The 25,384-nt window shown below is 59.3% G+C and carries 22 protein-coding genes and 1 tRNA gene; 14 read left to right on the top strand and 9 right to left on the bottom strand.

The genetic code is table 11. The annotated features are described in order from the left end of the window. Window positions 1-42: 42 nt before the first annotated feature. Together RTU96_RS08760 and RTU96_RS08755 are read right to left on the bottom strand one after the other, a co-directional pair. Complete coding sequence (locus RTU96_RS08760) at window positions 43-996, bottom strand: calcium/sodium antiporter (protein WP_312636154.1); 954 nt, start codon at window positions 994-996, stop codon at window positions 43-45. 109 nt (window positions 997-1,105) lie between these two features. Further along, complete coding sequence (locus tag RTU96_RS08755) at window positions 1,106-2,236, bottom strand: bifunctional histidine phosphatase family protein/GNAT family N-acetyltransferase (protein ID WP_312636153.1); 1,131 nt, start codon at window positions 2,234-2,236, stop codon at window positions 1,106-1,108. 136 nt (window positions 2,237-2,372) lie between these two features. Here RTU96_RS08755 and RTU96_RS08750 point away from each other — a divergent pair, with 136 nt between their 5' ends. The 3 genes from RTU96_RS08750 to RTU96_RS08740 all read left to right on the top strand — a co-directional run bounded on the left by RTU96_RS08750 (window position 2,373) and on the right by RTU96_RS08740 (window position 4,251). Further along, on the top strand, window positions 2,373-2,552 hold the full coding sequence (locus RTU96_RS08750; RefSeq protein ID WP_294857139.1) for a hypothetical protein: 180 nt from the start codon (window positions 2,373-2,375) through the stop codon (window positions 2,550-2,552). A 183-nt stretch (window positions 2,553-2,735) separates the two neighbouring features. Next, window positions 2,736-2,826 (top strand) — tRNA-Ser (locus RTU96_RS08745). 216 nt (window positions 2,827-3,042) lie between these two features. Continuing rightward, on the top strand, window positions 3,043-4,251 hold the full coding sequence (locus RTU96_RS08740) for an MFS transporter (RefSeq protein ID WP_312636152.1): 1,209 nt from the start codon (window positions 3,043-3,045) through the stop codon (window positions 4,249-4,251). Between the two features lie 59 nt (window positions 4,252-4,310). On the opposite strand, the gene RTU96_RS08735 is transcribed toward RTU96_RS08740, so the two are convergent. Next, on the bottom strand, window positions 4,311-4,484 hold the full coding sequence (locus tag RTU96_RS08735; RefSeq protein ID WP_312636151.1) for a hypothetical protein: 174 nt from the start codon (window positions 4,482-4,484) through the stop codon (window positions 4,311-4,313). Between the two features lie 82 nt (window positions 4,485-4,566). On the opposite strand from RTU96_RS08735, the gene RTU96_RS08730 reads away from it, so the two are divergent. The 3 genes from RTU96_RS08730 (at window position 4,567) to RTU96_RS08720 (ending at window position 7,626) form a co-directional block, all read left to right on the top strand. Then, entirely contained in the window at window positions 4,567-4,797 is a 231-nt protein-coding gene (locus RTU96_RS08730; RefSeq protein WP_312636150.1) for a helix-turn-helix transcriptional regulator, read from the top strand. A gap of 126 nt (window positions 4,798-4,923) precedes the next feature. After that, window positions 4,924-6,048 (top strand): peptide chain release factor 2, encoded by a 1,125-nt coding sequence (gene prfB, locus RTU96_RS08725; protein ID WP_294857133.1) that lies wholly within the window; start codon window positions 4,924-4,926, stop codon window positions 6,046-6,048. A gap of 198 nt (window positions 6,049-6,246) precedes the next feature. Continuing rightward, window positions 6,247-7,626 carry an MATE family efflux transporter gene (locus tag RTU96_RS08720; protein ID WP_312636149.1) on the top strand — a complete coding sequence of 460 codons (1,380 nt, stop codon included), beginning with the start codon at window positions 6,247-6,249 and terminating at the stop codon, window positions 7,624-7,626. Between the two features lie 36 nt (window positions 7,627-7,662). Here RTU96_RS08720 and RTU96_RS08715 read toward each other — a convergent pair whose 3' ends face one another. From RTU96_RS08715 to RTU96_RS08695, 5 genes are all read right to left on the bottom strand, one after another. Further along, window positions 7,663-8,388 carry a M23 family metallopeptidase gene (locus RTU96_RS08715; RefSeq protein ID WP_312636148.1) on the bottom strand — a complete coding sequence of 242 codons (726 nt, stop codon included), beginning with the start codon at window positions 8,386-8,388 and terminating at the stop codon, window positions 7,663-7,665. A gap of 124 nt (window positions 8,389-8,512) precedes the next feature. Beyond that, window positions 8,513-10,030 carry a 2,3-bisphosphoglycerate-independent phosphoglycerate mutase gene (gene gpmI, locus RTU96_RS08710; protein ID WP_312636147.1) on the bottom strand — a complete coding sequence of 506 codons (1,518 nt, stop codon included), beginning with the start codon at window positions 10,028-10,030 and terminating at the stop codon, window positions 8,513-8,515. Between the two features lie 112 nt (window positions 10,031-10,142). Beyond that, window positions 10,143-10,916 carry a triose-phosphate isomerase gene (gene tpiA / locus RTU96_RS08705; protein WP_293009257.1) on the bottom strand — a complete coding sequence of 258 codons (774 nt, stop codon included), beginning with the start codon at window positions 10,914-10,916 and terminating at the stop codon, window positions 10,143-10,145. A gap of 128 nt (window positions 10,917-11,044) precedes the next feature. Then, a complete protein-coding gene (locus RTU96_RS08700; RefSeq protein WP_312636146.1) occupies window positions 11,045-12,238 on the bottom strand; it encodes a phosphoglycerate kinase in 1,194 nt (397 codons plus the stop codon). 107 nt (window positions 12,239-12,345) lie between these two features. After that, a complete protein-coding gene (locus RTU96_RS08695; protein WP_293009259.1) occupies window positions 12,346-12,837 on the bottom strand; it encodes a tRNA (cytidine(34)-2'-O)-methyltransferase in 492 nt (163 codons plus the stop codon). 355 nt (window positions 12,838-13,192) lie between these two features. On the opposite strand from RTU96_RS08695, the gene RTU96_RS08690 reads away from it, so the two are divergent. The 7 genes from RTU96_RS08690 (at window position 13,193) to RTU96_RS08660 (ending at window position 22,990) form a co-directional block, all read left to right on the top strand. Further along, the gene (locus tag RTU96_RS08690) at window positions 13,193-14,308 is read left to right on the top strand and encodes a DapH/DapD/GlmU-related protein (protein ID WP_312636144.1); all 1,116 of its coding nucleotides are present in this window, start codon (window positions 13,193-13,195) and stop codon (window positions 14,306-14,308) included. Window positions 14,309-14,368: 60 nt separating this feature from the next. Then, on the top strand, window positions 14,369-15,328 hold the full coding sequence (locus RTU96_RS08685; RefSeq protein WP_312636142.1) for a ribose-phosphate pyrophosphokinase: 960 nt from the start codon (window positions 14,369-14,371) through the stop codon (window positions 15,326-15,328). Between the two features lie 217 nt (window positions 15,329-15,545). Continuing rightward, window positions 15,546-16,145, top strand: a complete 600-nt coding sequence (pth, locus tag RTU96_RS08680) for an aminoacyl-tRNA hydrolase (RefSeq protein ID WP_312636202.1) — start codon at window positions 15,546-15,548, stop codon at window positions 16,143-16,145. A 55-nt stretch (window positions 16,146-16,200) separates the two neighbouring features. Continuing rightward, the gene (gene mfd, locus RTU96_RS08675; RefSeq protein ID WP_312636141.1) at window positions 16,201-19,731 is read left to right on the top strand and encodes a transcription-repair coupling factor; all 3,531 of its coding nucleotides are present in this window, start codon (window positions 16,201-16,203) and stop codon (window positions 19,729-19,731) included. Then, complete coding sequence (lepB, locus tag RTU96_RS08670) at window positions 19,724-20,401, top strand: signal peptidase I (RefSeq protein WP_312636138.1); 678 nt, start codon at window positions 19,724-19,726, stop codon at window positions 20,399-20,401. The genes mfd and lepB overlap by 8 nt, the downstream gene beginning before the upstream one ends. Before the next feature lie 39 nt (window positions 20,402-20,440). After that, complete coding sequence (locus tag RTU96_RS08665) at window positions 20,441-21,415, top strand: peptidylprolyl isomerase (protein WP_312636137.1); 975 nt, start codon at window positions 20,441-20,443, stop codon at window positions 21,413-21,415. A gap of 318 nt (window positions 21,416-21,733) precedes the next feature. Further along, entirely contained in the window at window positions 21,734-22,990 is a 1,257-nt protein-coding gene (locus RTU96_RS08660) for an acetyl-CoA C-acetyltransferase (RefSeq protein ID WP_293009266.1), read from the top strand. A gap of 240 nt (window positions 22,991-23,230) precedes the next feature. On the opposite strand, the gene RTU96_RS08655 is transcribed toward RTU96_RS08660, so the two are convergent. Beyond that, window positions 23,231-24,643 (bottom strand): PLP-dependent aminotransferase family protein, encoded by a 1,413-nt coding sequence (locus tag RTU96_RS08655; protein ID WP_312636136.1) that lies wholly within the window; start codon window positions 24,641-24,643, stop codon window positions 23,231-23,233. A 108-nt stretch (window positions 24,644-24,751) separates the two neighbouring features. On the opposite strand from RTU96_RS08655, the gene RTU96_RS08650 reads away from it, so the two are divergent. After that, the gene (locus RTU96_RS08650) at window positions 24,752-25,300 is read left to right on the top strand and encodes an ECF transporter S component (RefSeq protein ID WP_312636135.1); all 549 of its coding nucleotides are present in this window, start codon (window positions 24,752-24,754) and stop codon (window positions 25,298-25,300) included. Window positions 25,301-25,384 lie beyond the last annotated feature (84 nt).

Raw genomic sequence — 25,384 nt, 5'->3', positions numbered from 1 at the left:
AAAGTGCGCCGGGAAATTTTTTCTAAATTTCCCGGCGCGCCCTCACGTCATCAAAACTGCAAGATACGCGGCGTACATCCCCAGCAGCAAAAAGCCCTGCCAACGATAGAACCGGCCCACGGCAAGAGGCGGCAGCATGGCAAGCGCGCACACTCCCAAGCACATGGGCAGATCCAGCGCGGTGGTCTGAGAACCAATGTCCAGCCGCCCGCCGGATACTGCGGCGCACACCGGCAGCACCAGCGTCAAATCAATCACGTTAGCGCCCACAATGTTTCCGATGGACATCGCCGTCTCTTTTTTTGCAATGGCGGCAAGGGCCGTCACAAGCTCGGGCAGCGACGTACCCACCGCCACCAGCGTCACTCCGATCACTCCGGCAGGCACACCCAGCCGGAGGGCCAACTCGCTGCCATAATCAATCAGCAGGCGGGAGCCGCCAATAATCCCCGCAAGGCCAAGAAAAAACATCGCAAGCTTTGAAAGTATCATTCGCCGGGAGGCTCGGCCTCGGCGTGCCCTGCTTTCCCGCTCCGCCGCCATGCCGCGCCCCGCGTCTCGGAGATTGCTCCAAAGATACAAGGCAAAAATCAGAAACAGCAGCAGCGCGGAAAGCAGCGTCAGGCTCCCGTTTCGGCACAAAATGGTCATCAGTGCCGCCCCGCAGATCATCAAAATCGCCTTGGGGGCAAACTGCCGGTCCACGACGGAAGGAATGCAAAGCACTGAGATGCCCAAAATCAGGCCCAGATTTGCGGTGACGGAGCCTACCGCGTTGCCTACTGCCAGATCAATTTCCCCTCGCAGCACGCCGGTGATGGACACCGTCAGCTCCGGCAGCGTGGTGGCAACGGATACCACGGTGGCTCCCACAATAAAATGTGGGATGCCCGAGGTTTCCGCAATCCACACCGCACCGTCCAAAAACCAGTCTCCACCCTTGACGATCAGCAAAAGTCCCACTGAGAACAGCAATACAATGACAGCCAAATTCACGGCGCGCCCGTCCCTTCCCGCCCCGCGTCGGCGCGGGGTCTTGTCTATCAGGATATGCGGTTTCCGCCCGAAATACCATTCAGAATTTTTAGAAGGCCACGCCGCTGTGTCAAACCGGCCCCGGCGTCCACTCCCGGGAGCGAATGTCCTTTTCCAGCACCAGCGGCTCCGCCGCCGGTTCCACGGGAGAAAATCCATACTGAGAGAAGAAGCGCAAAGCAGCCTCGTTCTCCCGGCGCAGAGAGAGCCGCAGCTTTTCCCGCCCCATGGCCCGGTATCGCAAAACGGCCTGCCCCAAAAGCTGAATGCCAAGTCCTCTGGACCGGCAGCTTTCCGCCATGCAGTAAAGGGAAATCCAGCCCTCCTTTTCCTCCGCTCCCTTCTCGGGATTCAATTGCAGAATTCCGACGGGTTCGCCTTGCATATAGGCGCCGATGGTGGGCCGCTCCGCCGCTTCCCGCAAAAGCACGTCCGGGCTGAATTCCCGTATTTCTCCCGCTGCCGTCCAGCTCCTTTCCACGCAGTCCGTCAGCAGCGCGGCCTGCCCGGGCAACTCCACGGGACGGAAATACAGCCCCGGCTCCACACCGTTGGGGTGCTTCCACCAGTGCTGCTTTGCAAAGGTGGACAGCGCCTTTACGTGGCTGTTGTCATCCCGGTAAAGCAGACGGAATTTCCCGTTTTCATATTCAATTTTGGAAACCGCGGTATTGTCGCCATGGGGCGTCTTTCCAATTTCATGCAGTCCGCAGCCCTCAATCTCCCCCAGAGTCAGCCGAATGGCGCAGCCATGAGAAAATACCGCAACGGTTTTGCCGGAATTTTTCTCACCGATGTCCCGCAGCGCCGCCAGCATCCGGTCCCGGACGGCGGCCATGCTCTCGCCACCCTCCACCTGCCACAGGTCGGGCCGGGAGGTAAACAGCGCCAACTGCTCCGCCGCCTCGATGCCGATTTCACCCCATGTCTTTTCCTCCCATTCGCCCACGCAGATTTCCCGCAGGTCCCGTCGGGTTTGAATGGGCAGGCTCTTCGTGTTGGCGATGGCCCCGGCAGTAATGCGGGTGCGGGTCAGGTCGCTGGAATACACCGCGTCGATTTGCACATCACGAAAGCGCTCCGCCAAGGCGGCTATCTGCTGATAGCCCCGGTCGGTGATGATGCTGTCGCACTGGCCCTGCGCGATTCGATAGAGGTTTCCCTCCGCTTCGGCATGGCGGATCAGATACAAAACGGTCATGTCAAGTCCTCTCTTTTCTCAATTATTATTTCTTTTTTATTATATAGAATCCGGTGGTATTTGGCAAATCAATTTCCGGCATAAGACGCGCTTTACGCGCCATACTAGCTTCAGACCGCAAAAGGAGTGACGAAATATGAGGAACAATGCCGGGTTTTGGTTCGGCATGGGCGCCGGAATGGCTGCGGGCGCTCTGGTTGGAATGATGATGCCCCACGGAAAGCGGACCATGAAAACTCAGGTGGGTAAAGGCATTCAAAAGCTGGGCGTCGCCGTGGATCACACCGTGGATCATCTGGTTTCCACCATGCGCTGAAAAAAGGGCGGGAGTCAAGGCTCCCGCCCTTTCCCCGCATCCGAATTGGGAGAGAGGGGGTTCCCAATTTCACTACGCCAAATGCGCAAAACTTTTTTCTTGACATTCCGACATGTTTTGGTATAATGATAAAGCTGTCCCACGACAGTAATTGTATATCGCTCAGTTTTTCCGAGCAGCTATGGAGAAGTCGCCTAGTTGGTCGAGGGCGCATGATTGGAAATCATGTAAACCTTAACGGGTTTCGAGGGTTCGAATCCCTCCTTCTCCGCCACAAAAAACCCCCTGAAAGCCAATACTTTCAGGGGGTTTGCTGTATTCTGCGCAAGCCGTTTGGATAACGCCAAGCCCCGCTTGCACATGTGCATTTTCAAAACGCAGAAAATTTTTATCAGAAGGTCGTCAAATTCTAGTCAGATAGGAACTGTACAACAGACAGGGCCCGGCCAAATTTTCTCCCCCCAACCGTTAACACAGAGGAGGCTCTTGCATGACCGGCTGGAAGCGCAATGTAACGCTTTATATGGCAGGACAGTTCGTGTCCATGTTCGGATCGATGCTGGTGCAGCACGCCATCACCTGGCAGATCACGCTGGAGACGAAATCCGGCGTAATCATGACGCTGTTCACCTGCGCGGCACTGCTGCCCATGACGCTGATTTCCCCTTTTGCCGGCGTTTGGGCCGACAGATACAACCGCAAATATCTGATTGTCATTTCCGATGGGTGCATCGCTTTGATTACGCTGGGCCTGGCACTGGCATACCTTTCTGGCCACAGAAGCATCTGGCTGATGCTCATCGTGGTGGCGGCCCGGTCCCTTGGGCAAGGAATTCAGCAGCCCGCCGTGTCCGCCATGATCCCCCAAATGGTACCCTTGGAAAGCTTGCAGCGGTTTAACGGCATCCAAAGCTCCATTCAGTCGCTGAATATGTTTGTCTCACCCATGGCGGCCGGGGCACTGCTGTCACTGATGCCCATTGGGTATATTTTCTTCATTGATGTAATCACCGCGGTCGTCGGCATTGCCATCGTGTTTCTTTTCGTCAAGGTGTCCGGCATTCCCCGCGTGGGAGAGGTTCCGCGCGGCATCAGAGCCTATGTCCAAGAATTGCGGGAGGGCCTGCGGTATATCAATTCTCAGGCTTGGCTGAAGCTGATCATTGTCTACGGGGCGTTTTTTTCCTTTTTCGTGTCTCCCTCCGCCCTGCTCACGCCCCTTCAGGCCGCACGCACTTTTGGGGACGACGTATGGCGGCTCACCGCCATCGAGCTTGTGTTTTCGGCGGGCGCGATTTTGGGAGGCGTGGTGATTTCCGCGTGGGGCGGCTTTAAAAACAAGGCCCACACGATGATTCTCGCCTGCGTGCTGTTCGGGCTTACCAGCGTCCTTTTGGGTGTGATCCCGAATTTCTGGATATACCTTGGCGTCATGTTGCTGTGCGGGGCGACAGTGCCCCTGTACAACTCGCCCAGCATGACCCTGCTGCAAAGCAACATCGACCCGGACAAAATGGGCCGGGTGTTCAGCGTGATGATGATGTTCAGCGGGCTTGCGATGCCGCTGGGCATGGCCGTATTCGGTCCCTTGGGCGACATGGTGAAAATCGAATGGCTGCTGATGATCTCCGGCGCGGCAATTTTTATCAGCGGGCTTGCGCTGCTGGGGGCGCGATCCTTGATTGAGGTGGGGAAATAAGCGCGGTTTTTTTCAGAAGGCCGCTGATTTTGCGCAGCCAGCAAGGCGCGGATGCGGAATTACTCCGCCTCCGCGCTTCTCGCATTTCCCGGTGTCGGGGACTCTATCGCCCCTTCCCGTTCGTCTTGGCTGAGGTACAGCTCTTCACATTCCTGCTGCACGGCAATCAGACGATTGACGGCCTCCTCCGAGGCCCGAAACAGCTTTAAATACAGTTCCTTATAATCCGGCATAAACACACCTCCCAGCTTTATATAGTTTAGAACAAAATATTCTAAAAATCAATAGAACAAATTGTTCTTAGCTATACTGGACATGGTGATAAACATGGAGCGATATGAAAGAATACGAAGTCTGCGCGAGGACGCAGACCTGACGCAGGAAAGCGTGGGCAAGGCCGTTAATATTCCCCAGCGTACTTATGCTTATTATGAGAGCGGACAGAGGATGGTTCCTCCGCATGTCCTGTGCTCTCTGGCGGATTTTTACGATGTAAGCGTCGATTACATTCTGGGACGGACCTCCAACAAAAAAGACACGCGATAGCGGCATGGCGGCAGAAGGATGGCGGCGGCGGAATTGTAACGGTTCTGCCGCTGTTTTCCTTTACAAACGGGGAAAACTCCTATATAATGTTTTGGCTGATGAAATACGCGAAATGGAGAATCAATCATGGCTTTGATCGAATATGACGAATATAAGCAGCGACTGAGCGCCCTTGGGCCAGAGCTTGAAAAGCTGGGCGCGGCGCTGGATATCGATTCCGCCAGACGGGAGGCCGACAGTCTGGAGGCCCAGACCGGCGAGCCGGAGTTTTGGAACGATTTGGAGCGCTCCCAGAAGGTGCAGCAGCAGCTCAAGCGCTTGCAGGGCAAGCTGGGCCGTTATGAGAAAATGGTCGGCGAGCTGGAGGATTTGAAAACCCTGTGCGAAATGGGGCAGGAGGAGGACGACGCCTCCCTTCTGGAAGAATTGAAGACAGGCTATGCCCGTCTGGAGGAGGAGATTTCCGAGCAGCGGCTCTCCACCCTCCTCTCCGGCGAGTATGACAATTGCAGCGCCATTTTGTCCTTCCACGCCGGAGCGGGCGGCACCGAGGCGCAGGACTGGACCGGGATGCTCTATCGGATGTACACCCGCTGGGCGGAGCGCCACGACTTCAAATATCAGATTCTGGATTTTGAAGACGGCGAGGAGGCGGGTATCAAATCCGCCACCATTTCCATCGAGGGTGAAAATGCCTACGGCTTTTTGAAAAGCGAGCATGGGGTGCACCGTCTGGTGCGGGTTTCCCCCTTCGACGCAAACGCCCGCCGGCAGACCTCTTTTGCCGCGCTGGAGGTCATGCCCGACCTCCCGGACGACGCGGAGGTGGAGATTCGCCCCGAGGACATCGAGATGCAGGTCTACCGCGCCTCCGGCGCCGGCGGGCAGCACATTAACAAAACCTCTTCCGCTGTGCGCCTGATTCACTTGCCCACGGGGGTGATCGTCTCCTGCCAGACGGAGCGCAGCCAGTTTCAAAACAAGGATAACTGTATGAAGATGCTGCGGGCAAAGCTTTTGGAGCTGAAGGCCCAGCAGCACGCGGAGAAGATTTCGGACATTAAGGGCGTGCAGATGAAGATTGAGTGGGGCAGCCAGATCCGCTCCTATGTCTTTATGCCCTACACCATGGCCAAGGACACCCGCACAGGTTTTGAGACAAGCAATATCAATGGAGTGATGGACGGCGACATTGACGGGTTTATCAACGCCTATCTCACCGCGTCCGCCACCGGCGAATTGAAAAAATAAACGCCGCCGCCCATGTACACGCTGGATTCCCCAGACCCTTAAACTGAATGCATTTGCGCAGATTGCGGCGCGGCTGATGGCCGCGCCGTTTTTCGTAGGGCGGTGGTCTGCCGTTCCCGCGCGCTGCCATCCCTCGGCCCCGATGGGCCGCCCGCCCCTGCGGGGCGGTTTTGTCAATATGGAGAAAGAGAGTACTCAATGGAAGAAAACATGCACAAACCCGCCGAAAACAAAATGGGTGTTATGCCCGTCGGCAAGCTGGTATTCAATATGTCCCTGCCCATGATGGTTTCTATGCTGGTGCAGGCGCTGTACAACGTGGTGGACGCCTTTTTTGTGGCCCGCGTGTCGGAAAACGCTTTTACCGCGGTTTCTCTGGCCTTTCCGATTCAGATACTGATGATCGCCGTGTCCACCGGCACCGCCGTGGGTATCAACGCGCTGCTGAGCCGGGCGCTGGGCGCGGGGGATTTAAAACGGGTGCAAAAGGTGGCGCTGAACGGCGTGTTTCTGGCGGCACTGAGTTCCCTTCTGTTTATTTTTGTCGGGGCCTTCGGCTCCGCACCGTTTTTTCAGTCCCAGACCGATGTGGAAGAGATTGTCGCGGGCGGGATTTCCTATCTCACCATCTGCGCCTGCGGGTCCTTCAGCCTATTTTTCGGCATTACCTTTGAGCGCCTGCTTCAGTCCACAGGGCGTACCCTTTACACCATGTTTACTCAGGGACTCGGGGCCATTATCAACATCATCCTGGACCCCATTCTGATTTTTGGCCTGCTGGGCGCGCCCCGGATGGGCGTGACGGGCGCGGCGGTGGCCACGGTTTTTGGTCAATTGTGCGGCATGGCGCTTTCCCTGTTCTTCTGCCTCACCAAAAACCCGGAGGTTCCTCTGCGGTTTAAGGGCTTTCGCCCCAGCGGCGAGTTGATTCGGGACATCTATCTCATCGGCGTGCCCTCCATCATTATGCAGGCCATCGGCTCCGTCATGGTCTACGGGATGAATCGCATCCTGATTCCCTTCACTACCACCGCAGCCTCTGTATTTGGCGCGTATTTCAAGCTCCAGAGTTTTGTCTTTATGCCGGTGTTTGGCCTGAACAACGGCATGATTCCCATTGTGGCCTATAACTATGGCGCACAAAACAAGCATCGCATTTTGCAGGCGTTTAAAATAAGCCTTGCCACGGCGGCATGCATCATGGTGGCCGGAACGCTACTGTTCTATCTGTTCCCGGGAGAGCTGCTGGCGCTGTTTGACGCTTCGGAGGAAATGCTGGACATCGGCGCGCCCGCGCTGCGGATTATCAGTCTTACCTTCCCCATGGCCGCCGTGGGTATCGCTTGCAGCGGAATGTTTCAGGCTCTGGGAAACAGCTTTCTCAGTATGCTTGTTTCCCTCACCCGCCAGCTAATCCTGCTGCTGCCCGCGGCATGGCTTCTGAGTCTGCGGGGTGATCTGGGGCTGATCTGGTGGGCCTTCCCGATTGCAGAGATTGCGGCCTTTATTCTGTCTCTTGTGTTTTTCCGCTGGACCTACCACAAACACATTACCATTCTTCCGGACAAGCGGCCCTGAAAACAAAAAAGGCGCGCCTGACGGCGCGCCTTTTTTTCAGTCCTCTAAAAATGTCTGGGGGTTCACCGCGTCTCCGTCCTTTTCCACGGCAAAGTGCAAATGGGGGGGCAGGGCGGCTTCCGCAATGGCGGTGGAGCCCACCGCTCCGATAATCTGACCGGCGGAAACTGTATCTCCGGCCTTGACGGCGGGTACAGTCTGCAAATTGGCATAGGTGGTCACATAGCCACCGTCGTGCTCGATCACCACGGTGGTCCCCATCAGGGGATTGTCTTCCACGGAGGTTACTTTTCCGGCACAGGCGGCCATCACCTGGGTCCCCACCTCGGCAGCCAAATCCACGCCCGCGTGGGTCCGCCAATCGCCCATGGTTTCATCATAGCTCAGCGCGTCCACACTGAAGGCCGACACCACCGCGCCCCGCAGGGGCCAGACGATAAGGCTGGGGGCGATGGGCTTCACCGGTGTGTCGTCCACCTCCACAGAGGGCATCTGCACCGGCGCCTGTACCGTAACACCCTGATCCGGAACCTTCAGCGTCTCCGGCTCCAGAATCTCCAGCGATGGCCCGTTGGGATCCAGATCATCGAAGAGGTCCGCGTCCGGCGCGGCGGTGGACGCATCCGGATCCTCCCTCGCTGTGCTGCCGCCGTGAAACAAAATGGCATAGCCCGAAGCTCCCACAATCGCCAAGCTCAAGAGCAGGACTATGTAGAAGCCTGCTCCGCCCAGCACCGTTTTCGGCATATTGGGTTTGTTCATAGAAAACCGTCCTTTCCATTGGTTTACCCGCAGTATGTCCAAGGAAAGGAAAAACTATACATTTCCGCCCGGGCGCAAAAATATTTGCGCCCGGGCGGTTCGCTGTCTCAATTTTATGAGTGTCTTATTTTATAATCAGCGTCTCGCCCGTCATCTCTTCGGGACAGGCAAGACCCATCACGTCCAGAATCGTGGGAGCAATGTCCGCCAGCTTCCCGCCACGGCGCAGCTCACTGCCTGCGCCGCAGAGGATAAAGGGCACCGGATTGGTGGTGTGGGCAGTGAAGGGGCTGCCGTCCGGCTGCTCCAGCTCCTCTGCGTTGCCGTGGTCGGCGGTAATCATGGCGATGCCGCCCATTTTCAGCGTGGCATTCACCACCTTGCCCACGCACTCGTCCACAGTCTCCACGGCCTTCACCGCCGCGTCGAGCATGCCGGTGTGCCCCACCATGTCGCAGTTGGCAAAGTTCAAAACAATCACGTCGTACGCCCCGGACTCAATGCGCTCCACACACTTTTCGCAGACCTCTGCGGCGCTCATTTCCGGCTGAAGGTCATAGGTAGGTACCTTGGGCGATGCCACCAGCACCCGGTCCTCGCCGGGGAACACCGTCTCGGTTCCACCGTTAAAGAAGAAAGTCACATGGGCGTATTTCTCCGTCTCCGCAATGCGAAGCTGGGTCATCCCCAGCGTGCTGAGATACTCTCCCAACCCGTTGCGCACACTCAGCCGAGGAAACGCCACCTCCACGTTAGGCATAGAAGCGTCATACTCCGTGGTGCACACAAAGGTCACGGGGAAATACTGGTGGGTAAAGCCGTCAAACGCGGGGTCCACCAGCGCGCGTGTCAGCTCCCTCGCCCGGTCGGGACGGTAGTTGAAGAAAATCACACTGTCGTTGTCGCCCACGGTACCGGCCTCGTCGCAGACCACCGGCTCCACAAATTCGTCGGTCACACCCTTTTCATAGGAATCCCGCACCGCGGCCACGGCGTCGGGATTGGTTTCCACGCCCTCGCCGTATACCATGGCGTCATACGCCTGCTCCAGCCGATCCCAGCGTTTGTCCCGGTCCATCGCATAGTAGCGGCCCATGACGGTGGCAATTTTTCCAACGCCAAGCATGCGGCACTTTTCCACGGTCCGGGCCACAAACTCCGCGCCCGACTGGGGAGAGGTGTCCCGTCCGTCCAAAAACGCATGGATATAGACCTTTTCAAGGCCCTTCTCCTTCGCCAGCTTCAAAAGGGCAAAGAGGTGGTCGATGTGGGAATGCACGCCGCCGTCGGACAAAAGGCCCATCAAGTGCAGGGCCGTCCCCTTTTCTGCGCAGGCATTCATCGCGTGAAGATAGGCGGGATTTTCAAAAAACGAGCCGTCGGCCACGGCGTTGTTCAGCCGGGGCAGGTCCTGAAACACCACCCGGCCGCCGCCGATGTTTGTGTGGCCCACCTCGCTGTTGCCCATCTGCCCGGCGGGCAGACCCACGTCCAGCCCGGAGGCGGAGAGGGTGGTATGGGGAAATTCCTTAAAAAACTGATCGAGGCAGGGCGTTTTCGCCGCCCGCACCGCGTTTCCCCGCTGACTGTCGGACAGGCCGTAGCCGTCCATAATAATCAGCGTTGTGGGAGTTTTATTCATAAAAGTACCTCTTTCTGACTCAGCCGATGGTTCCGGACCCCGGCCCGGCCACATGGGGGACGCGTCCCGCTTCCCCGCCGAAAAATTGCGGCGAAGAAACACGCGGTGCGGCTCAATCCTGATTGGCTGCGTTGACAATCTCCACAAACTGCTCCGGCTTCAGGGATGCGCCGCCGATCAGTCCGCCGTCGATGTCGGGCTGGGCCAGCAGCTCCGCCGCGTTCTGGGGGGTCATAGACCCTCCGTATTGAATGGTGACGGACCGGGCAACCCGCGCCCCGTAAAGCGCGCGGATGGTGGCGCGGATATTGCCGCACACCTCGCCCGCCTGCTCCGTCGTGGCGGTTTTTCCGGTGCCAATGGCCCAGATGGGCTCGTAGGCCACGATGCACCGGCGCAGCTTATCGGCGGGAACGCCGTGCAGCGCGCTTTTCACCTGAAGCGTCACCCACTCGTTTGTCACACCCATCTCCCGCTGCTCCAAGCTCTCTCCTACGCAGATAATAGGGCTCATGCCCTCGGCAAGCACGGCGTGGACCTTTTTATTTACGCCTGCGTCCGTCTCTCCGAACTTCTCCCGCCGCTCGCTGTGGCCCACAATTACGTACTTTACGCCCAAATCCCGCAGCATACCGGCGGAAATTTCCCCGGTGTAGGCGCCTTTTTCCTCAAAATATACATTTTCCGCACCCACGGAAATCCGCAGGTCCTTAAACGCCCGCAAAGCCGCTGAAATGTTGCAGGCGGGGACGCAGATCAACGTGTCGCACCACTTGGCTCTGGGCATAATTTTCTTCATTTCCTCGGCAAACTTCTTCGTCTCAGTGGCAGTCATGTTCATTTTCCAGTTGCCGGCGATTACGGTTTTACGGTAGCGACGATTCATAGCGATACTTCCTTTTCTGTATGTTTCGGTTATTCCACAAGCATGGGGAAACGCCCGGCGGGGAAAGGCAGCTTCAAGGCTGACGGAGGACCGGAGGAACCCGGACCGGGCAAGGCGGGTCTGAACATTTATCTGTCTTGCAGGCAGGCCACGCCGGGCAGCTCTTTGCCCTCTAAAAATTCCAGAGAGGCCCCGCCCCCCGTGGAGATATGTGTAATTCTGTCGGCATAGCCCATCTGCTCCACCGCTGCGGCGCTGTCTCCGCCGCCCACGATGCTTACCGCGCCGCTTTCCGCGATTGCCCGGGCCATGGCGCGGGTGCCGCCGGCGAACGCGTCGAACTCAAACACGCCCATAGGGCCATTCCACACAACGGTGCCCGCACCTTCAAGCGCGCCGCAGAAGAGTTCCACGGTCTTCGGTCCGATGTCAAGGCCCATCATATCCTCGGGAATGGCGGTGACGTCCATGGCAACGGGCTGCGCGTCGGCGGAAAATTCCTTCGCCGCCAGCGTATCCACCGGCAGAAGAAGCTTCACGCCCTTTTCCTGAGCGGCGACCAGTGTCTCAAGCGCCAGCGCCTGCTTATCTTCTTCCAGAAGAGATGTTCCAATAGAGCCGCCCTGTGCCTTTATAAAGGTATAGGCCATACCGCCGCCGATGATCACGGTGTCGGCCTTGTTCAAAAGGTTTCCGATAACGTTGATCTTGTCGGAGACTTTTGCCCCGCCCAAAACCGCCACAAAGGGCCGCTTTGGGTCGTCCAGCGCCTTGCCCATCACCTCAAGCTCCCGTGCCACCAAGAACCCGGACACGGCGGGGAGAAACTCCGCCACGCCCACGGTGGAGGCGTGGGCCCGATGAACGGAGCCAAACGCGTCGGACACAAACAGCGCCGCCATGGAGGCCAGACTTTTTGCAAGCTGAGGGTCGTTTTTCGTCTCTCCCGGCTCAAAGCGGGTGTTTTCCAACAGCAAAACCTCGCCCGGTTTCAGCGCTTCGGCCTTTGCCTTCGCGTCAGGACCCACAGTGTCGGCAGCAAACATCACTTCTCTGCCCAAAAGCTCCCCCAGTCGTTTTGCCACGGGGGCCAGACTCAGCTCCATTTTCCGCTCTCCCTTGGGTTTTCCCATGTGAGAGCAGGCGATAACCGCCGCGCCGTTTTCAAGGAGATATTGAATGGTGGGCAGCGCCGCCGTAATGCGCTTGTCGCTGGTGATTGCTCCGGTGGCTTTATCCAGCGGCACATTAAAATCGCACCGCAGCAAAACCTTCTTGCCTTTTACATCCACGTCCCTGACGGTTTTCTTATTGTAGTTCATAAAGCATCCTCCCTCTCAATGTCACCCGTCCAACCGGCGGGGCACAAAACCTCTCAAATCCGCAGGCGGCGCGGGCCATTCCCCTCAGGCGGGCAAAACGCGGGGCGTCAGCGCGGTTGCGCCATCTCTCCCTCCCCCGCAAGGCCGGAAAAGCCTGTTTGGCGCAGCGCTTCATACACGCACACCGCCACGGTATTGCTCAGGTTCAGGCTTCGGGCCTCCTCCCGCATGGGAAGGCGGATGCAGCGCTCCCGATGTGCCTTGCGGAAGTCCTCCGGCAGGCCCGCCGTCTCCTTTCCGAAAAACAGCCAGCAGCCGTCTCGAAACTCCGCCTCGGCATAGGAGCGGGGCGCCTTTGTGGTGGTAAGCCAGATATCCCTTGCGTCAGGATTGCGGCAAAAAAAGTCGTCCAGATTTTCGTAGTCAAAAACCTCCACCAGATGCCAGTAATCCAGCCCTGCCCGCTTCACGGCCTTGTCCGAGATGTCAAACCCCAGCGGGCGGATCAGGTGGAGACGCGCGCCGGTTGCGGCGCAGGTGCGGGCCACATTTCCGCAATTCTGCGGAATTTCAGGTTCTACCAGAACCACATTGAGCATCGAATCCCTCCATTTGCATGAACGGGTCAATTGTAATCCATAACCCGCGCAAATTCAACCTCTTTATGGGAAAAAACCGATTTTTTAGAGAAAACAACTGCAATCCCATGAGAAATTCTGCGAAATGCCGAAGTCACAGTCCGACGCTTTGAAAAACTGTGAAATTTCAACATATTTTTTGCAAAATGGTTGTTTTGCCGAAAGAGAACCAGAATTTTCTGAAACAATTTACCTACAAACACTGGATTTTCCTTAAATCTTTGCTATAATGTCTTTGCAACCAATCCTGCGGCGGAGGCCGCGGTGACCGGCGGGGCGCTTGCGCCGCCGGATTTTTCTCAGGGAGAGGATACCGATGGATCAAAAACGCGCAGTTATTTTCCTGACGGCTTCCCCGGACCCGGAGCAGAGAGAACCGCTGATGCTGAAAGACATTCTGTTTTGCCCCATCCTGTCGTGGGTGGCCCGCAAGCTGGAAGGCGACGGCGTAGAGCGGTTTTTTGTTGTCTGCGGGGCGGAGTATGCCGAAAAAGCCCGGGCCTGCTTCCCGCCGGAGGCGGACGTGGAGCTGTCGGATGCACATCCGCCCCTGCTGGACTTTGTGTCCGGCGCAGAGCGGGTGATTGTGGTGCCCCGGCCGGTGATTCCCGCGTCCCGTGCTGGCGAGGGATACGTCTATTCCGCCGAAGGCTCCGCCTTGGCGGAGGGCTGGAAATCCGCCGCCACCATTTTCTTGCAGAATGTGGACGGCGAGAAGGGCTGGATTGCCCTCAACTCTGACGAGGACATTCAAAATGTGGAGCCGCACCTGCGGAACGAGGTCGTAGGGCGGCACCTTGCAGGCGGCGTGCGGATGCTGGACCCCGCCGCCGTGTACATCGACCCCCGGGTGGAGATCGGCCGGGGGAGCTTTCTCCTGCCCGGAACCATTTTGCGGGGGAACACCGTCATCGGTCGGGACTGCGTGATTGGCCCCAACTCCGTGGTGCGGGAGTGCTCCGTGGGGGACGGGACGGAGATCAACGCCTCGCAAATTTTTGAATCCTCTGTTGGCAGCGGAACCCATGTGGGACCATTTGCCTACGTCCGCCCCGGCTCCGCCATTGGAGACGGTGTGAAGGTGGGCGACTTTGTAGAGGTCAAAAATTCCGTGATCGGCGACGGGACAAAAATTTCCCATCTCACCTACGTGGGCGACAGCGACGTGGGTAAGCACGTCAACTTCGGCTGCGGCACCATCACTACTAATTACGACGGGTTCCACAAATACCGCTGCACCATCGGGGATGATTCCTTTATCGGCTGCAACACCAATTTGGTGGCTCCGGTGCGCGTGGGAACGGGCAGCTACATCGCGGCGGGCGCCACCATCACCAAGGACGTGCCGGACGACGCGCTGGCCGTTGCCCGGGTGCAGCAGGAAAACAAGGACGGCTGGGCCGCCCGGCGGCGGAAAATGCACGGTAAATAAGCGTATAATCGGGTATAATTTTTTACAATATACTTACTACATAAGAAAGAGGGCGTTGTTATGATTTCTCACGGCAAGGACGTCAAGGTATTCTGCGGCAACTCCAATCCCCATCTCGCGGCGGATATCTGCAAATTTATGGGGACCAAACTGGGCGAGTCGGAGGTGGGTACCTTTTCCGACGGCGAGATTTTTGTCTCTCTGTATGAGACGGTCCGAGGCAGCGACGTGTTCGTGGTCCAGTCCACCTCTTCCCCCGTCAACAGCAATCTCATGGAGCTGCTCATTATGATCGACGCGCTCAAGCGCGCCTCCGCCGGACGCATCACCGCCGTGATGCCCTACTACGGCTATGCCCGGCAGGACCGCAAGGCCAAGGCCCGGGACCCCATCACCGCGAAGCTGGTGGCCAACATGCTCACCGCCGCCGGCGCGGACCGGGTGCTGACCATGGATTTGCACGCCTCTCAGATTCAGGGCTTTTTCGATATTCCCGTGGACAATCTGGCGGGCAACCCCATTTTTGTGGATTACTATGCCAAGAAGTTCGGCGCAAACTGCGAGAACATGATGGTGGTGTCTCCCGACGTTGGCAGCGTGGCCCGTGCCCGTGCCTTTGCCCAGAAGCTGCATATGAATCTGGCGATTGTGGATAAGCGCCGCCAGAAGGCCAATAGCTGCGAGGTGATGAACGTCATCGGCGACGTCCGGGGCATGGACTGCATCATTTACGACGACATGGTGGATACCGGCGGGTCTTTGTGCAACGCCGCGCAGGCGCTGATGGACGTTGGCGGCGCGAAGAGCGTGTGCGCCTGCGCCACCCACGGCGTTCTCTCCGGCCCCGCCATTGAGCGCATCAATAACAGCGTCATCTCCGAGGTGGCCCTGCTGGATACCATCGCTCCCATCGACGCGGGTAAATCCGAGCGGATCAAGTATCTCCCCGTGGCGCCTCTGTTTGCCGAGGCCATCGAGCGTATCTATCAAGAAGTTTCCATCTCCAAGCTGTTCCGCTGAGGAGAGCCCCGGCGAAACTGAATCCACAGGGCGGGGAGAGGTTCTTCCCGCCTTGTGTGTATTGAAGCTACCCAAAGTCCCCTTCCTTTTTCCACTTTCAGAGTGGCGGACTTACGGAAAGAAGCACGCCGAATCCCGGCGGCTAACCTTGATGGAGCAAGCAAAGACAGATGGACCCCCCAACGGGGTAAATTCTAATACAAAGGGAAATAAAGCCATGTTGTTTGGAAACAAGTCCTCCGGGGCGGAGTGGATTTTGGCCGGTCTTGGAAATCCCGGCGAAAAATACGCCAAGACCCGGCACAATATGGGCTTTCTCACCGTGGACCTGCTGGCAGAGAAGCAGGGGGTTAAGCTGAACAAGGTGAAGTTTAAGTCCGCATACAATATTCTGCACTTTGGCGGGGCGCGGGTTCTGGTGATGAAGCCCCAGACCTTTATGAACCTCTCCGGCGAAGCCGTGGGCGAGGCCGCCCGGTTCTATAAAATCCCCCCCGAGCGGGTGCTGGTGATTTACGACGATGTATCCCTGCCCGTTGGAAAACTGCGGGTGCGTCCCTCCGGCTCTGCCGGAGGCCACAACGGCATCAAGAGCATCATCGCTCACCTTGGCACCGATCAGTTCCCCCGTGTAAAAATCGGCGTGGGCGACCCCGGCGGAGCCGCCGGGGAGCGGGACATGATCGACTGGGTGATCGGCGTTCCCTCTCAGGCCGAGCGGAAGGCCCTGCTGGAGGTATTCGGTCGGGCCATTGATGCCGCTGAGTGCATCATCGGGCAGGGAGACTGCCAAAAGGCCATGAATCTCTATAACTGAACGCCGGAGCGTCAAGCCCAATCTTGCGCCGCAGGCGCGTCAAAAAGGAACGTGTATGGAACAACTCCTGAAAAAACTGAATGAGCTTCCGGAGCTACGGGAGGCCGTGGCCAGCCTTGAAAGCGGCAGAAGCCCCTTGGCTGTCTCCGGCCTTCAAAACGCGCACCGCGCCCTTGTGGGCGCGGCCATTGCCGCGCCTATGGACCGCCCCGCCGTCTTTTTGTGCGGCGACGAGCAGGAGGTCCGGCGGCTGGCGGGGGATTTGCGGGCCATAACAGGGGCGGAGCCAGTGGTTCTGCTTGGCCGGGAGTGGCAGTTCCGGGCGGGGGCGGTGGCTTCCCGCGCGTGGGAGCAAAACCGGCTTGCCGCGCTGTACGCCCTGACCCGCGGGCACGTTTCCGTCTGTATTGCCACGGTGGACGCGCTGATGGCCCGGACGCAGCCAAAAAAGCTGCTGTCCTCCGCCACGCGGACCCTGAAGGTAGGCGGACGGCTGGATTTAAACAAACTTTCCGAGGAGCTGACCGCCGCAGGCTACGCCCGCTGTGAGCAAGTGGAGGGCGTGGGACAATTTGCCGTCCGGGGTGGGATTCTGGATGTGTTCTCCCCCCTGATGGACCAGCCGGTGCGCTGTGAGCTGTTCGACGACGAGATTGACTCCATGGGTCTGTTCGACCCCGCAAGTCAGCGCCGGGTGAAAAATGTGAAGTCCGCCCTGCTGCTTCCCGCCGCCGAGGTACTGCCCCATCAGGCAAACGGCGGAATCGAAGGGCTTGCCGCGTCTCTTGAAAAAGAGGCGGAAAAGCTGGAGAAAAAGGACCCGTCCTCCCCCGCCGCATCGTCTTTGCGGGCAGATGCGGCCCGTCTGCGGGACGGGGCCTCTTTAAGCGGCGCGGACCGATATCTTGCGGCCGTGTACCCCGAACCTGCCTGGGGGCTGGACTACCTCCCTCCGGACTCGTTGATCTTTTTCAGCGAAACGGCCCGGGTGGAAGAGCGCGTAAAGGGCTTTGTTCTACAAGCGAAGCAGGATACGGAGGCCCTGATGGAAGCCGGGGTTTTGGCGGGAGCTTTCTCCCGTCTCACCATGACCGCCGAGGAGTTGTTTTCCCGTCTGGCGGATTTCCCCTGTGTGATGGAGACAGCATTGCCCACCTCCCGCTATCCCATCCCCCCCAAGGTGCTGATCAACCTCACCACAAAGCAGCTTCCCTCCTACGGCGGAAGCCTTGAAACCGCAGCCGAGGACTTAAATCACTACCGGGCGGCACAGTACGGCGTTTTGATTCTCTGCGGCGGCGAAGCCCGGGCTAAGAATTTACTGCGGCTGCTGGAGGACCGAAACATTCCCGCCGCGCTGGACCTGCGCAACACCGCCATGCCGGCCCCGGGCGAAGTGCGGCTGACTGCCGGAACGCTGAACGCGGGCAGCGAGTGGCCCCAGCTTCGCCTTGCGGTGCTGACGGAGGGGCAGCTCGCTCCCGCCGCGCAGAAGCGGCGGAAGCTGAAGCAGGACTCCGGACGGCAGAAGCTTCAGTCCTTTACCGATCTTTCCCCCGGTGATCTGGTGGTCCACGCCCAGCACGGCGTGGGCCGGTTCTCAGGCATCCGGAGGATGCCGGTGGACGGCGTGGAAAAGGACTATATCAAGATAGACTACGCCGCCGGAGACTGCCTGTACGTACCGGTGACGGCGTTGGATCAGGTGAGCAAGTACATCGGCGGCGGCGAGGACGACGGACGCGCCCGGCTGAACAAGCTGGGCGGAACGGAGTGGGCCCGGTCCAAATCCAAGGCCAAAGCGGCGGCGAAGGATCTTGCCAAGGGCCTTATCGCCCTGTATGCCGCGCGGCAAAAACAGCCCGGCTTTGCCTTTTCTCCCGATTCCCCGTGGCAGCAGGAATTTGAGGATGCATTCCCCTATCCGGAAACAGACGACCAACTCCGGGCCATTGATGAGATCAAAGCAGACATGGAGCGGCCCCGGCCCATGGAGCGGCTGCTGTGCGGCGACGTGGGCTATGGCAAGACAGAGGTGGCTTTGCGGGGCGTGATGAAATGTGTGCTGGATGGAAAGCAGGCGGCGATTCTGGTCCCCACCACCATTCTGGCCCAGCAGCACTACGCCACCGCCATGAGCCGCTTTGCGGGCTTTCCCGTCAGCGTGGAGGTCCTGTCCCGGTTCACCTCCCCCAAGGAGCAAAAGCGCATTCTAGAGGCCGCCCGCACCGGCGGTGTGGACGTTTTGATCGGCACCCACAAGCTGCTGCAAAAGTCCATGCAGTTTAAGAATCTGGGGCTTCTGGTCATTGACGAAGAGCAGCGCTTCGGCGTGACCCATAAGGAGCGTCTGCGGGAGCTTGCCCAGCAGGTGGACACCCTCACCCTCTCCGCCACCCCTATTCCCCGGACGCTGAACATGGCCCTGTCGGGCCTGAGGGATATGAGCACCATTGAGGAACCCCCCGCCGACCGCCAGCCGGTGCAGACCTATGTGCTGGAGCACGACTGGCAGATCGTGACGGACGCCATCCGCCGGGAGCTGAGCCGGGGCGGGCAGGCCTATTACCTCCACAACCGGGTGGACTCCATTTCCACCACCGCCGGGCGGCTGCAAAAACTTTTGGGGCCGGAGGTCCGCATTGCCGTGGGCCACGGAAAAATGTCCGAACGGGAGCTGTCCGACGTGATGCGCCAGATGGTGGACGGCGAAGCGGACATGCTGGTGTGCACCACCATCATCGAAACAGGCATTGATATCTCAAACGTGAATACACTGGTGATTGAGGACGCGGACCGGATGGGACTTGCCCAGCTCCACCAGCTTCGCGGACGCATCGGCCGCAGCACCCGGCGGGCCTATGCATACCTCACCTACCGCCAGGGCAAAATTTTGCAGGAGACGGCGGAAAAGCGCCTTGGCGCCATTCGGGAATACGTGGAGTTCGGCTCCGGGTTTAAAATCGCCATGCGGGATTTGGAAATCCGGGGCGCGGGCAACCTGCTGGGGCCAGAGCAGTCCGGGTACATGATGAGCGTTGGCTACGACATGTATCTCAAGCTTTTGGAGGAGGCGGTGCTGGAGGAGCAGGGCGTGCAGCCTGTCCGCGCGGCGGAATGCTCCGCCGACTTGACGGTGAACGCCCACCTGCCGGAACGGTACGTCCCCTCGGCGGAGCAGCGGATGGATTTGTACCGCCGCATCGCCGCTATCCGCGCGCCGGAGGATTCCGGCGAGCTTTTGGACGAACTGATGGACCGGTACGGCGACCCGCCAAAGCCCGTGCTGGCGCTGCTGGACGTGGCACTGCTGCGCGCGGCGGCGCAGGCCACCGGAGTCACGGATTTGAGCCAGAAGGGCGAACGGCTGCGGCTGGAGCTGGGGGTATTCCATCCGGAAGCACTGGCGGCGGTATGCGCCCTGCCGAAGTACCGGCGGCTTTTAACTCTAAGCGCCGGGGACATCCCCATGCTGACCCTGCAATTGCGCCCAGGCGCGGACGTGCTGGAAACAGCATCCGCGCTGGTGGAGGACCTGCGCCTTGCGGCGGAGGATACGAAAGAAAAGGAGAACGGCCATGTCTGAGGAAAAGGACCGGAAGGAGCTGCCCGAAAAGGATCAAAAGCCCGAAGCGGCAGAAAAGCCCGCTATGACGGAAAAGCCCGAAAAGGCGAAAAAGCGGACAAAGTCCGTCAACGAGCGCGGCAGAACTCCCTTTGGCAGATTTCTGCGCAACTATGGATACTTGTTCATCACCGTATTTGTGATGCTGGCGCTGTTCCGGGGGATTTTCCTTTTGGGCTTTGTCACCAGCGGGTCCATGGAAACTACCCTGCCCACCCACTCCGTGTTTCTGAGCTGGCATTTGAGCTATGCGTTGGGCGACCCTGCGCCGGAGCGGGGGGACATTGTTCTCTTTGACAGCGACGAGCTGGGCCAGACGCTGGTAAAGCGAGTGGTGGGCCTGCCGGGGGAAACCGTCTCCTTTTATGACGGCAATGTGCTGATTAACGGCACAGAGCTGGAGGAGCGCTATCTTCCCGTGAAGGGGATCACCTATTCCCGCGGGGAAACCGACAGCTTCACCGTGCCCGAGGGCTGCGTCTTCCTGCTGGGCGACCATCGGGACGACTCTCTGGACAGCCGCTTCTGGCAGGACCCCTTTGTTCCCGCATCCAATATTCGCGCCCGGGCGCTGGCCGTCGTTTCCCTGTGGCCGGGCAATACGTGGCTCGGCGTGCGCCGGGTGGGCTAAGTGCGCCCGCCTGCTCCGCCGGGAGGAAGGAGCAGGCATATGAAACGGGTGTTTGCGGCCCTGCTTGTGGTGATGACACTGCTGAGCGGCTGCGGCAAAAAAGCGGAGGAACCGGCGGGCCTTTATTATGAGGCGTCGGGCATTGCGCCGGAGGCGGTGCTTTTGACCGTGGACGGTCGGGAGGTCCCGGCGGCGCGGTATTTCTACTGGTTGACCGCCGACTGCGACTATCTGGCGGAGCAGGCGGGCGGCGAGCCGGACTGGTCCGCCGACGCGGGCGGGCAGACCTTGGACGACTATGTGAAGCGGCAGGCACTGGAGGCCACAGTGTTTTACGACACCGTGGAGGCTTTGGCGCAGACCCAGGGCTGCGTGCTGACAGCAGAAAATCTTGCCGCCATGGATTCGGACTGGGCGGCTCAGGCCGCGGAATACGGCGGTGAGGACGCGTATCTTGATATTCTGACGCAAATGGGCCTTGACCGGGCGGGCGCACAGCTTCTGACCGCCGACTATTATCTCTATGAGCAGCTCCGGGCCTTGTCTCTGGCGGGAGAAAGCGAGCTGTCCCCCGCCGACGGAGTGGTCAGCGACTTCGCCGCGTCCGCCGGGGTTTACACCGCCGACGTGCTGGTATTCCCCAACGCGGATTTGGCGGCCGCCGCCCTGTCCGATTTAGAACAGGACCCTGACAAGGACCCGGCGACGCTAAAGGACGGGGTATACACCACCGTCACCGCCGCCGTGGGCGACGGGACGCTGCCTTCGGCAGCCGAGCAGGCACTGAAGGGACTGGAGCAGGGCCGGTGGAGCAACCCTGTGGAGACGGAGGGCGGCGTGTATCTGCTGCGGCTCTTGCCCACGGATATGGACGCGGCAGCAGGTCTTTGGTTTGATTCTCATATTCAGTCCCTGGCAGCGGGGGCGCAGGTGGTTCCGGCGAAAGAATACGGGGACTTCACAGCCGACTCGTTTTATAAGAGCCTTAGCGCGGCAAGGGCCGCGAAGCGCTGAACATCGCGTTTTTCAGCGAAAAACCTAGAATGCTTTTTTGAAATCTCTTCCATTTTCGTCACCTTGACGAAAATGGAAGAGATTTTGTCAAAAGTTTAACAAATATTTTGAAAGTACCTCTTTTACCATTGACGGACAGGCAAATCTTCTCTATAATAAAGTCAACAGCAGTTAGGAGTGGGCTCTTCGGAAGGGTTCTGGCGGAGATGTCAGGGCTATCCGGCGCGCCCCTCCGCCGCCGCGTTTCAGGAGAATTTTCCCACGGTCCGAAGCGGTTTTTGCCGCGCAAAGAATTTATTTGAAAAATGGAGGAACATCATGAAAGAACTTTATGTCGTGAATTGCTGCCGTACAGCCATCGGTTCTTTTGGCGGAGCCTTGAAGGGCGTTCCCGCCGCCGACCTTGGAGCCATCGTGGTTAAGGAAGCCCTAAACCGCGCAGGCGTAAAGCCCGAGCAGGTGGATGAGGTCATGTTCGGCTGCATCCTCACCGCAGGTCTGGGCCAGAACGTGGCCCGGCAGGTGGCCGTCAAGTCCGGGATTCCCTATGCCGTTCCCGCCTACACGGTGGGCATGGTCTGCGGCTCCGGTATGAAGTCTGTCATCGAGGGTGCACGCTCCATTCTGGCCGGCGACTCCGACGTGGTGGTCTGCGGCGGCACGGAGAACATGTCCGCAGCTCCCTACGTGGCTCCCGATGCCCGCTGGGGCGCCCGCATGGGCGACAAGAAGCTGGTGGACTCCATGATCAAGGACGGCCTGTGGGACGCATACAACAACTACCACATGGGCACCACCGCTGAGAACATCTGCGACGTGTGGGGCATTACCCGCAAGGAGCAGGACGAGTTTTCCGTCTCCTCCCAGCAGAAGTGCGAAGCCGCGCAGGCCGCCGGCAAGTTCGACGACGAGATTGTCGCCGTCCCCGTGAAGGTCAAGAAGGACTTTGTGGACTTCAAGAAGGACGAATTCCCCCGCGCCGGCACCACCATGGAGGGCGTGGTGAAGATGAAGGGCGCCTTCCCCGTGGGTCCCGAGTCCCCCAATCCTCAAGTGGTACATACCTTTGAGCTGACCGGCGCTCAGGAAACCGACGACAAGGGCACTCCCCGCGTCACCGCCGCTTCCGCCTCCGGCATCAACGACGGCGCTGCCGCCATCGTGCTGGCCTCCGGCGAGGCCGTGAAGAAGTACGGCCTGAAGCCCATGGCCAAGCTCATTGGCTGGGGCCAGGGCGGCGTGGATCCCAAGATCATGGGCGTGGGCCCCGTCCCCGCCTCCCGTCAGGCCATGGAGAAGGCCGGCGTTTCCATCGAGGACATTGATCTGGTTGAGGCCAATGAGGCTTTCGCCGCTCAGTCCATCGCCGTGGCCCGCGAGCTCAAGTTTGACATGAGCAAGGTCAACGTCAACGGCGGCGCTATCTCTCTGGGCCACCCCGTGGGCGCTTCCGGCGCGCGGATTATCGTCACTCTGCTCCACGAGATGAAGAAGCGGGACGACGCGAAGAAGGGTCTTGCCACCCTGTGTATCGGCGGCGGCATGGGCGTTGCCACCATCTTCGAGAAGTGCTGATTTTTTAAACTAAGGCGTTTACATCAGGCAGGGCTGCGGCGTATCGCCGTAGCCCTGCTTTTGCGTCTGCCTTTCCAGCTTTGCCGACATGAACTATTCTCACTTGGCGGTAAGGCCGGTGGGTGCTTTAGGCAAGCCTTCCGTTAGTGGACGCGGGGACGCACACGGGAATCGGGCCTAACGGAAAGGTTGGACCACGGCAAGCGCCGCCCGCATGTTGTCGGGGCAGTAGCCATTGCGTCACTCCGCAAAAATCTCCGCCAGAAGCACCATGGCCTGCGGCAGATGCTCTCGCTCCAGCCCCGCGTAATTTACCACCAGCGTGTGGTCAAATTCTGCCTTTCGCCGCTGGCTGTATTCCGATAAAAAGCCCAGCCGTACGCCCATCGCCCGCGCCCTTGCGTCCAGTTCTTGGTCGCTCCGGTTTGTATCCAGTCGCAGCAGGAAGTGAAGCCCCGCCCCCTGCTCCGCAATGTGGACCCGACCGGCAAAGGAACTGCGCCGGAATGCCTCCAGCACGGCGGCGCGGCGGGAGCGATACTCCGTCCGCATTCGGGCGAGATGCCGTTCGTAGTACCCCTGCTCCAAAAACCGGGCCAGCACAAACTGCTCTGTCGCCGGAACCGTGCAGGCGTAAAACCCCAGTTTTTTGCGGTACTGCTCCAAAAGTCTTGGCGGCAGTACCGCAAACCCCATCCGCATAGACGGGGCGATGGTCTGAGAAAAAGTGTTCAGATACGCCACCCGTCCCCCACCGTCAATGCTTTGCAGGGGCGGAATGGGTCGTCCGGTAAAACGCAGCTCGCTGTCATAGTCGTCCTCAATAATTACGCGGTCCTTCTCTTCCGCCCAGCGCAGCAGCTCCTGCCGCCGCCGGATAGGCGTCACCAACCCGGTGGGGTACTGGTGCGCCGGGGACAGATGTGCCGCCCGTGCGCCGGAGGCCCACAGGGCGGCAGGGTCCATTCCCTCTCCGTCCAGCGGCAAAGAGACACAACGCACGCCGCTGTTTTCATATACCTGCCGGATTTTTTGATAGCCCGGGTCCTCCACTGCCAGCACCGCGTCCCGGCCCAGAAGCTGGGCCAGCAGAATGTAAAGATACTCCGCCCCCGCGCCCACTACGATCTGCTCCGGCGCGGCATGCAGTCCCCGATAGTCCCGCAAGTCTGCGCAGATGGCCCTCCGCAGGGCCAGAAGCCCCTGATTGGGCAGGGGCGAGAGAATCGCCGCCCCTTCCTCCGCCAGCACTTGACGCGTCAATCGTGCCCACGCCGCCAGCGGAAACCGGGCAGCGTCTACCCGGTTTGTTTTCAAGTCCAGCTTCCATTCCGGCTCCGGCGACGTGTTCGCCCTAAGAGCATCCTCTGCGGTCGGCTGCGCCGGAAGCGTGCCCCGCACGGTACTCCGCGCTACCTGCACCACAAAAAAACCGCTGCGCGGTCGGGCGCGAACATAGCCCTCCGCTTCAAGCTGCTGATACGCCCCCTCCACCGTGATAATCGACACACCCAGATGCGCCGCCAGCGCCCGCTTGGAAGGAAGCTTCTCCCCCACAGCCAGCGCACCCGAAAGGATGTCCTCCCGAATACGGCGATAAAGATATTCATACAGCGTCAGGCCGCCCCGGTCCTCCATCGAATAGGTCAGCATTGACTTCCCCTCCATCTGAACTTATCGAAATTTTAAAATGTGGGTATTTTAATCATACCATACACCAGCTATAATCAGCTCAATTGATACCGGAGGGAGTCAGAGAATATGGAAAACGGGTTTGGAACAGAGCATTTTCCCGCTGTGGACAGACGTGTCCGCAGCATTGTCACCGCCGCGCTTTTGGCCGCGCTGGCCTGCGCCGCCACCATGGTCATCCGCATCCCCTCTCCCACGGGGGGCTATCTGAATCTGGGCGACACGGTGGTTCTGCTGGGGGCCTTTTTGCTGGGTCCGTGGGCAGGCGCGCTGGCAGGGGGAATTGGCTCCGCCATGGCCGACGCGCTGTCCGGATACATGGTCTACGTTCCCGCCACGCTGGTAATCAAATCCGCGATGGCTCTGACCTCCGGGTTTTTATATCGCTCTTTGCGAAACCACACCCACGGCATGATTTTCGCTGCCCTTGGGGGAGAGATTCCCATGGTGGCGGGCTACTGGCTGTTCGACGCGCTGCTGCTGCAAAGCTGGGTCGGCGCTGCCGCAGGAATCCCCGGCAATCTGGTGCAGGCGGGCTTTGGCGTTGCAGTCTCCGCTTTTCTGGCAGCGGCGCTGCGGAAAAGCGGCTTTGTGCGAAGCAGGTTTTCAAATCTCTAAGCCCCACCCCGGTTCAGTCGTGTGCGCGGCAAAAGGGCGGCATCCGATATCAAGCACAAGCAGTAAAAATTAAAACAGGCGCGG

The sequence above is a fragment of the Oscillibacter sp. genome, assembly GCF_032018205.1.
GTDB lineage: Bacteria > Bacillota > Clostridia > Oscillospirales > Oscillospiraceae > Oscillibacter.
This window is presented reverse-complemented; position numbering and strand designations above follow the sequence as displayed.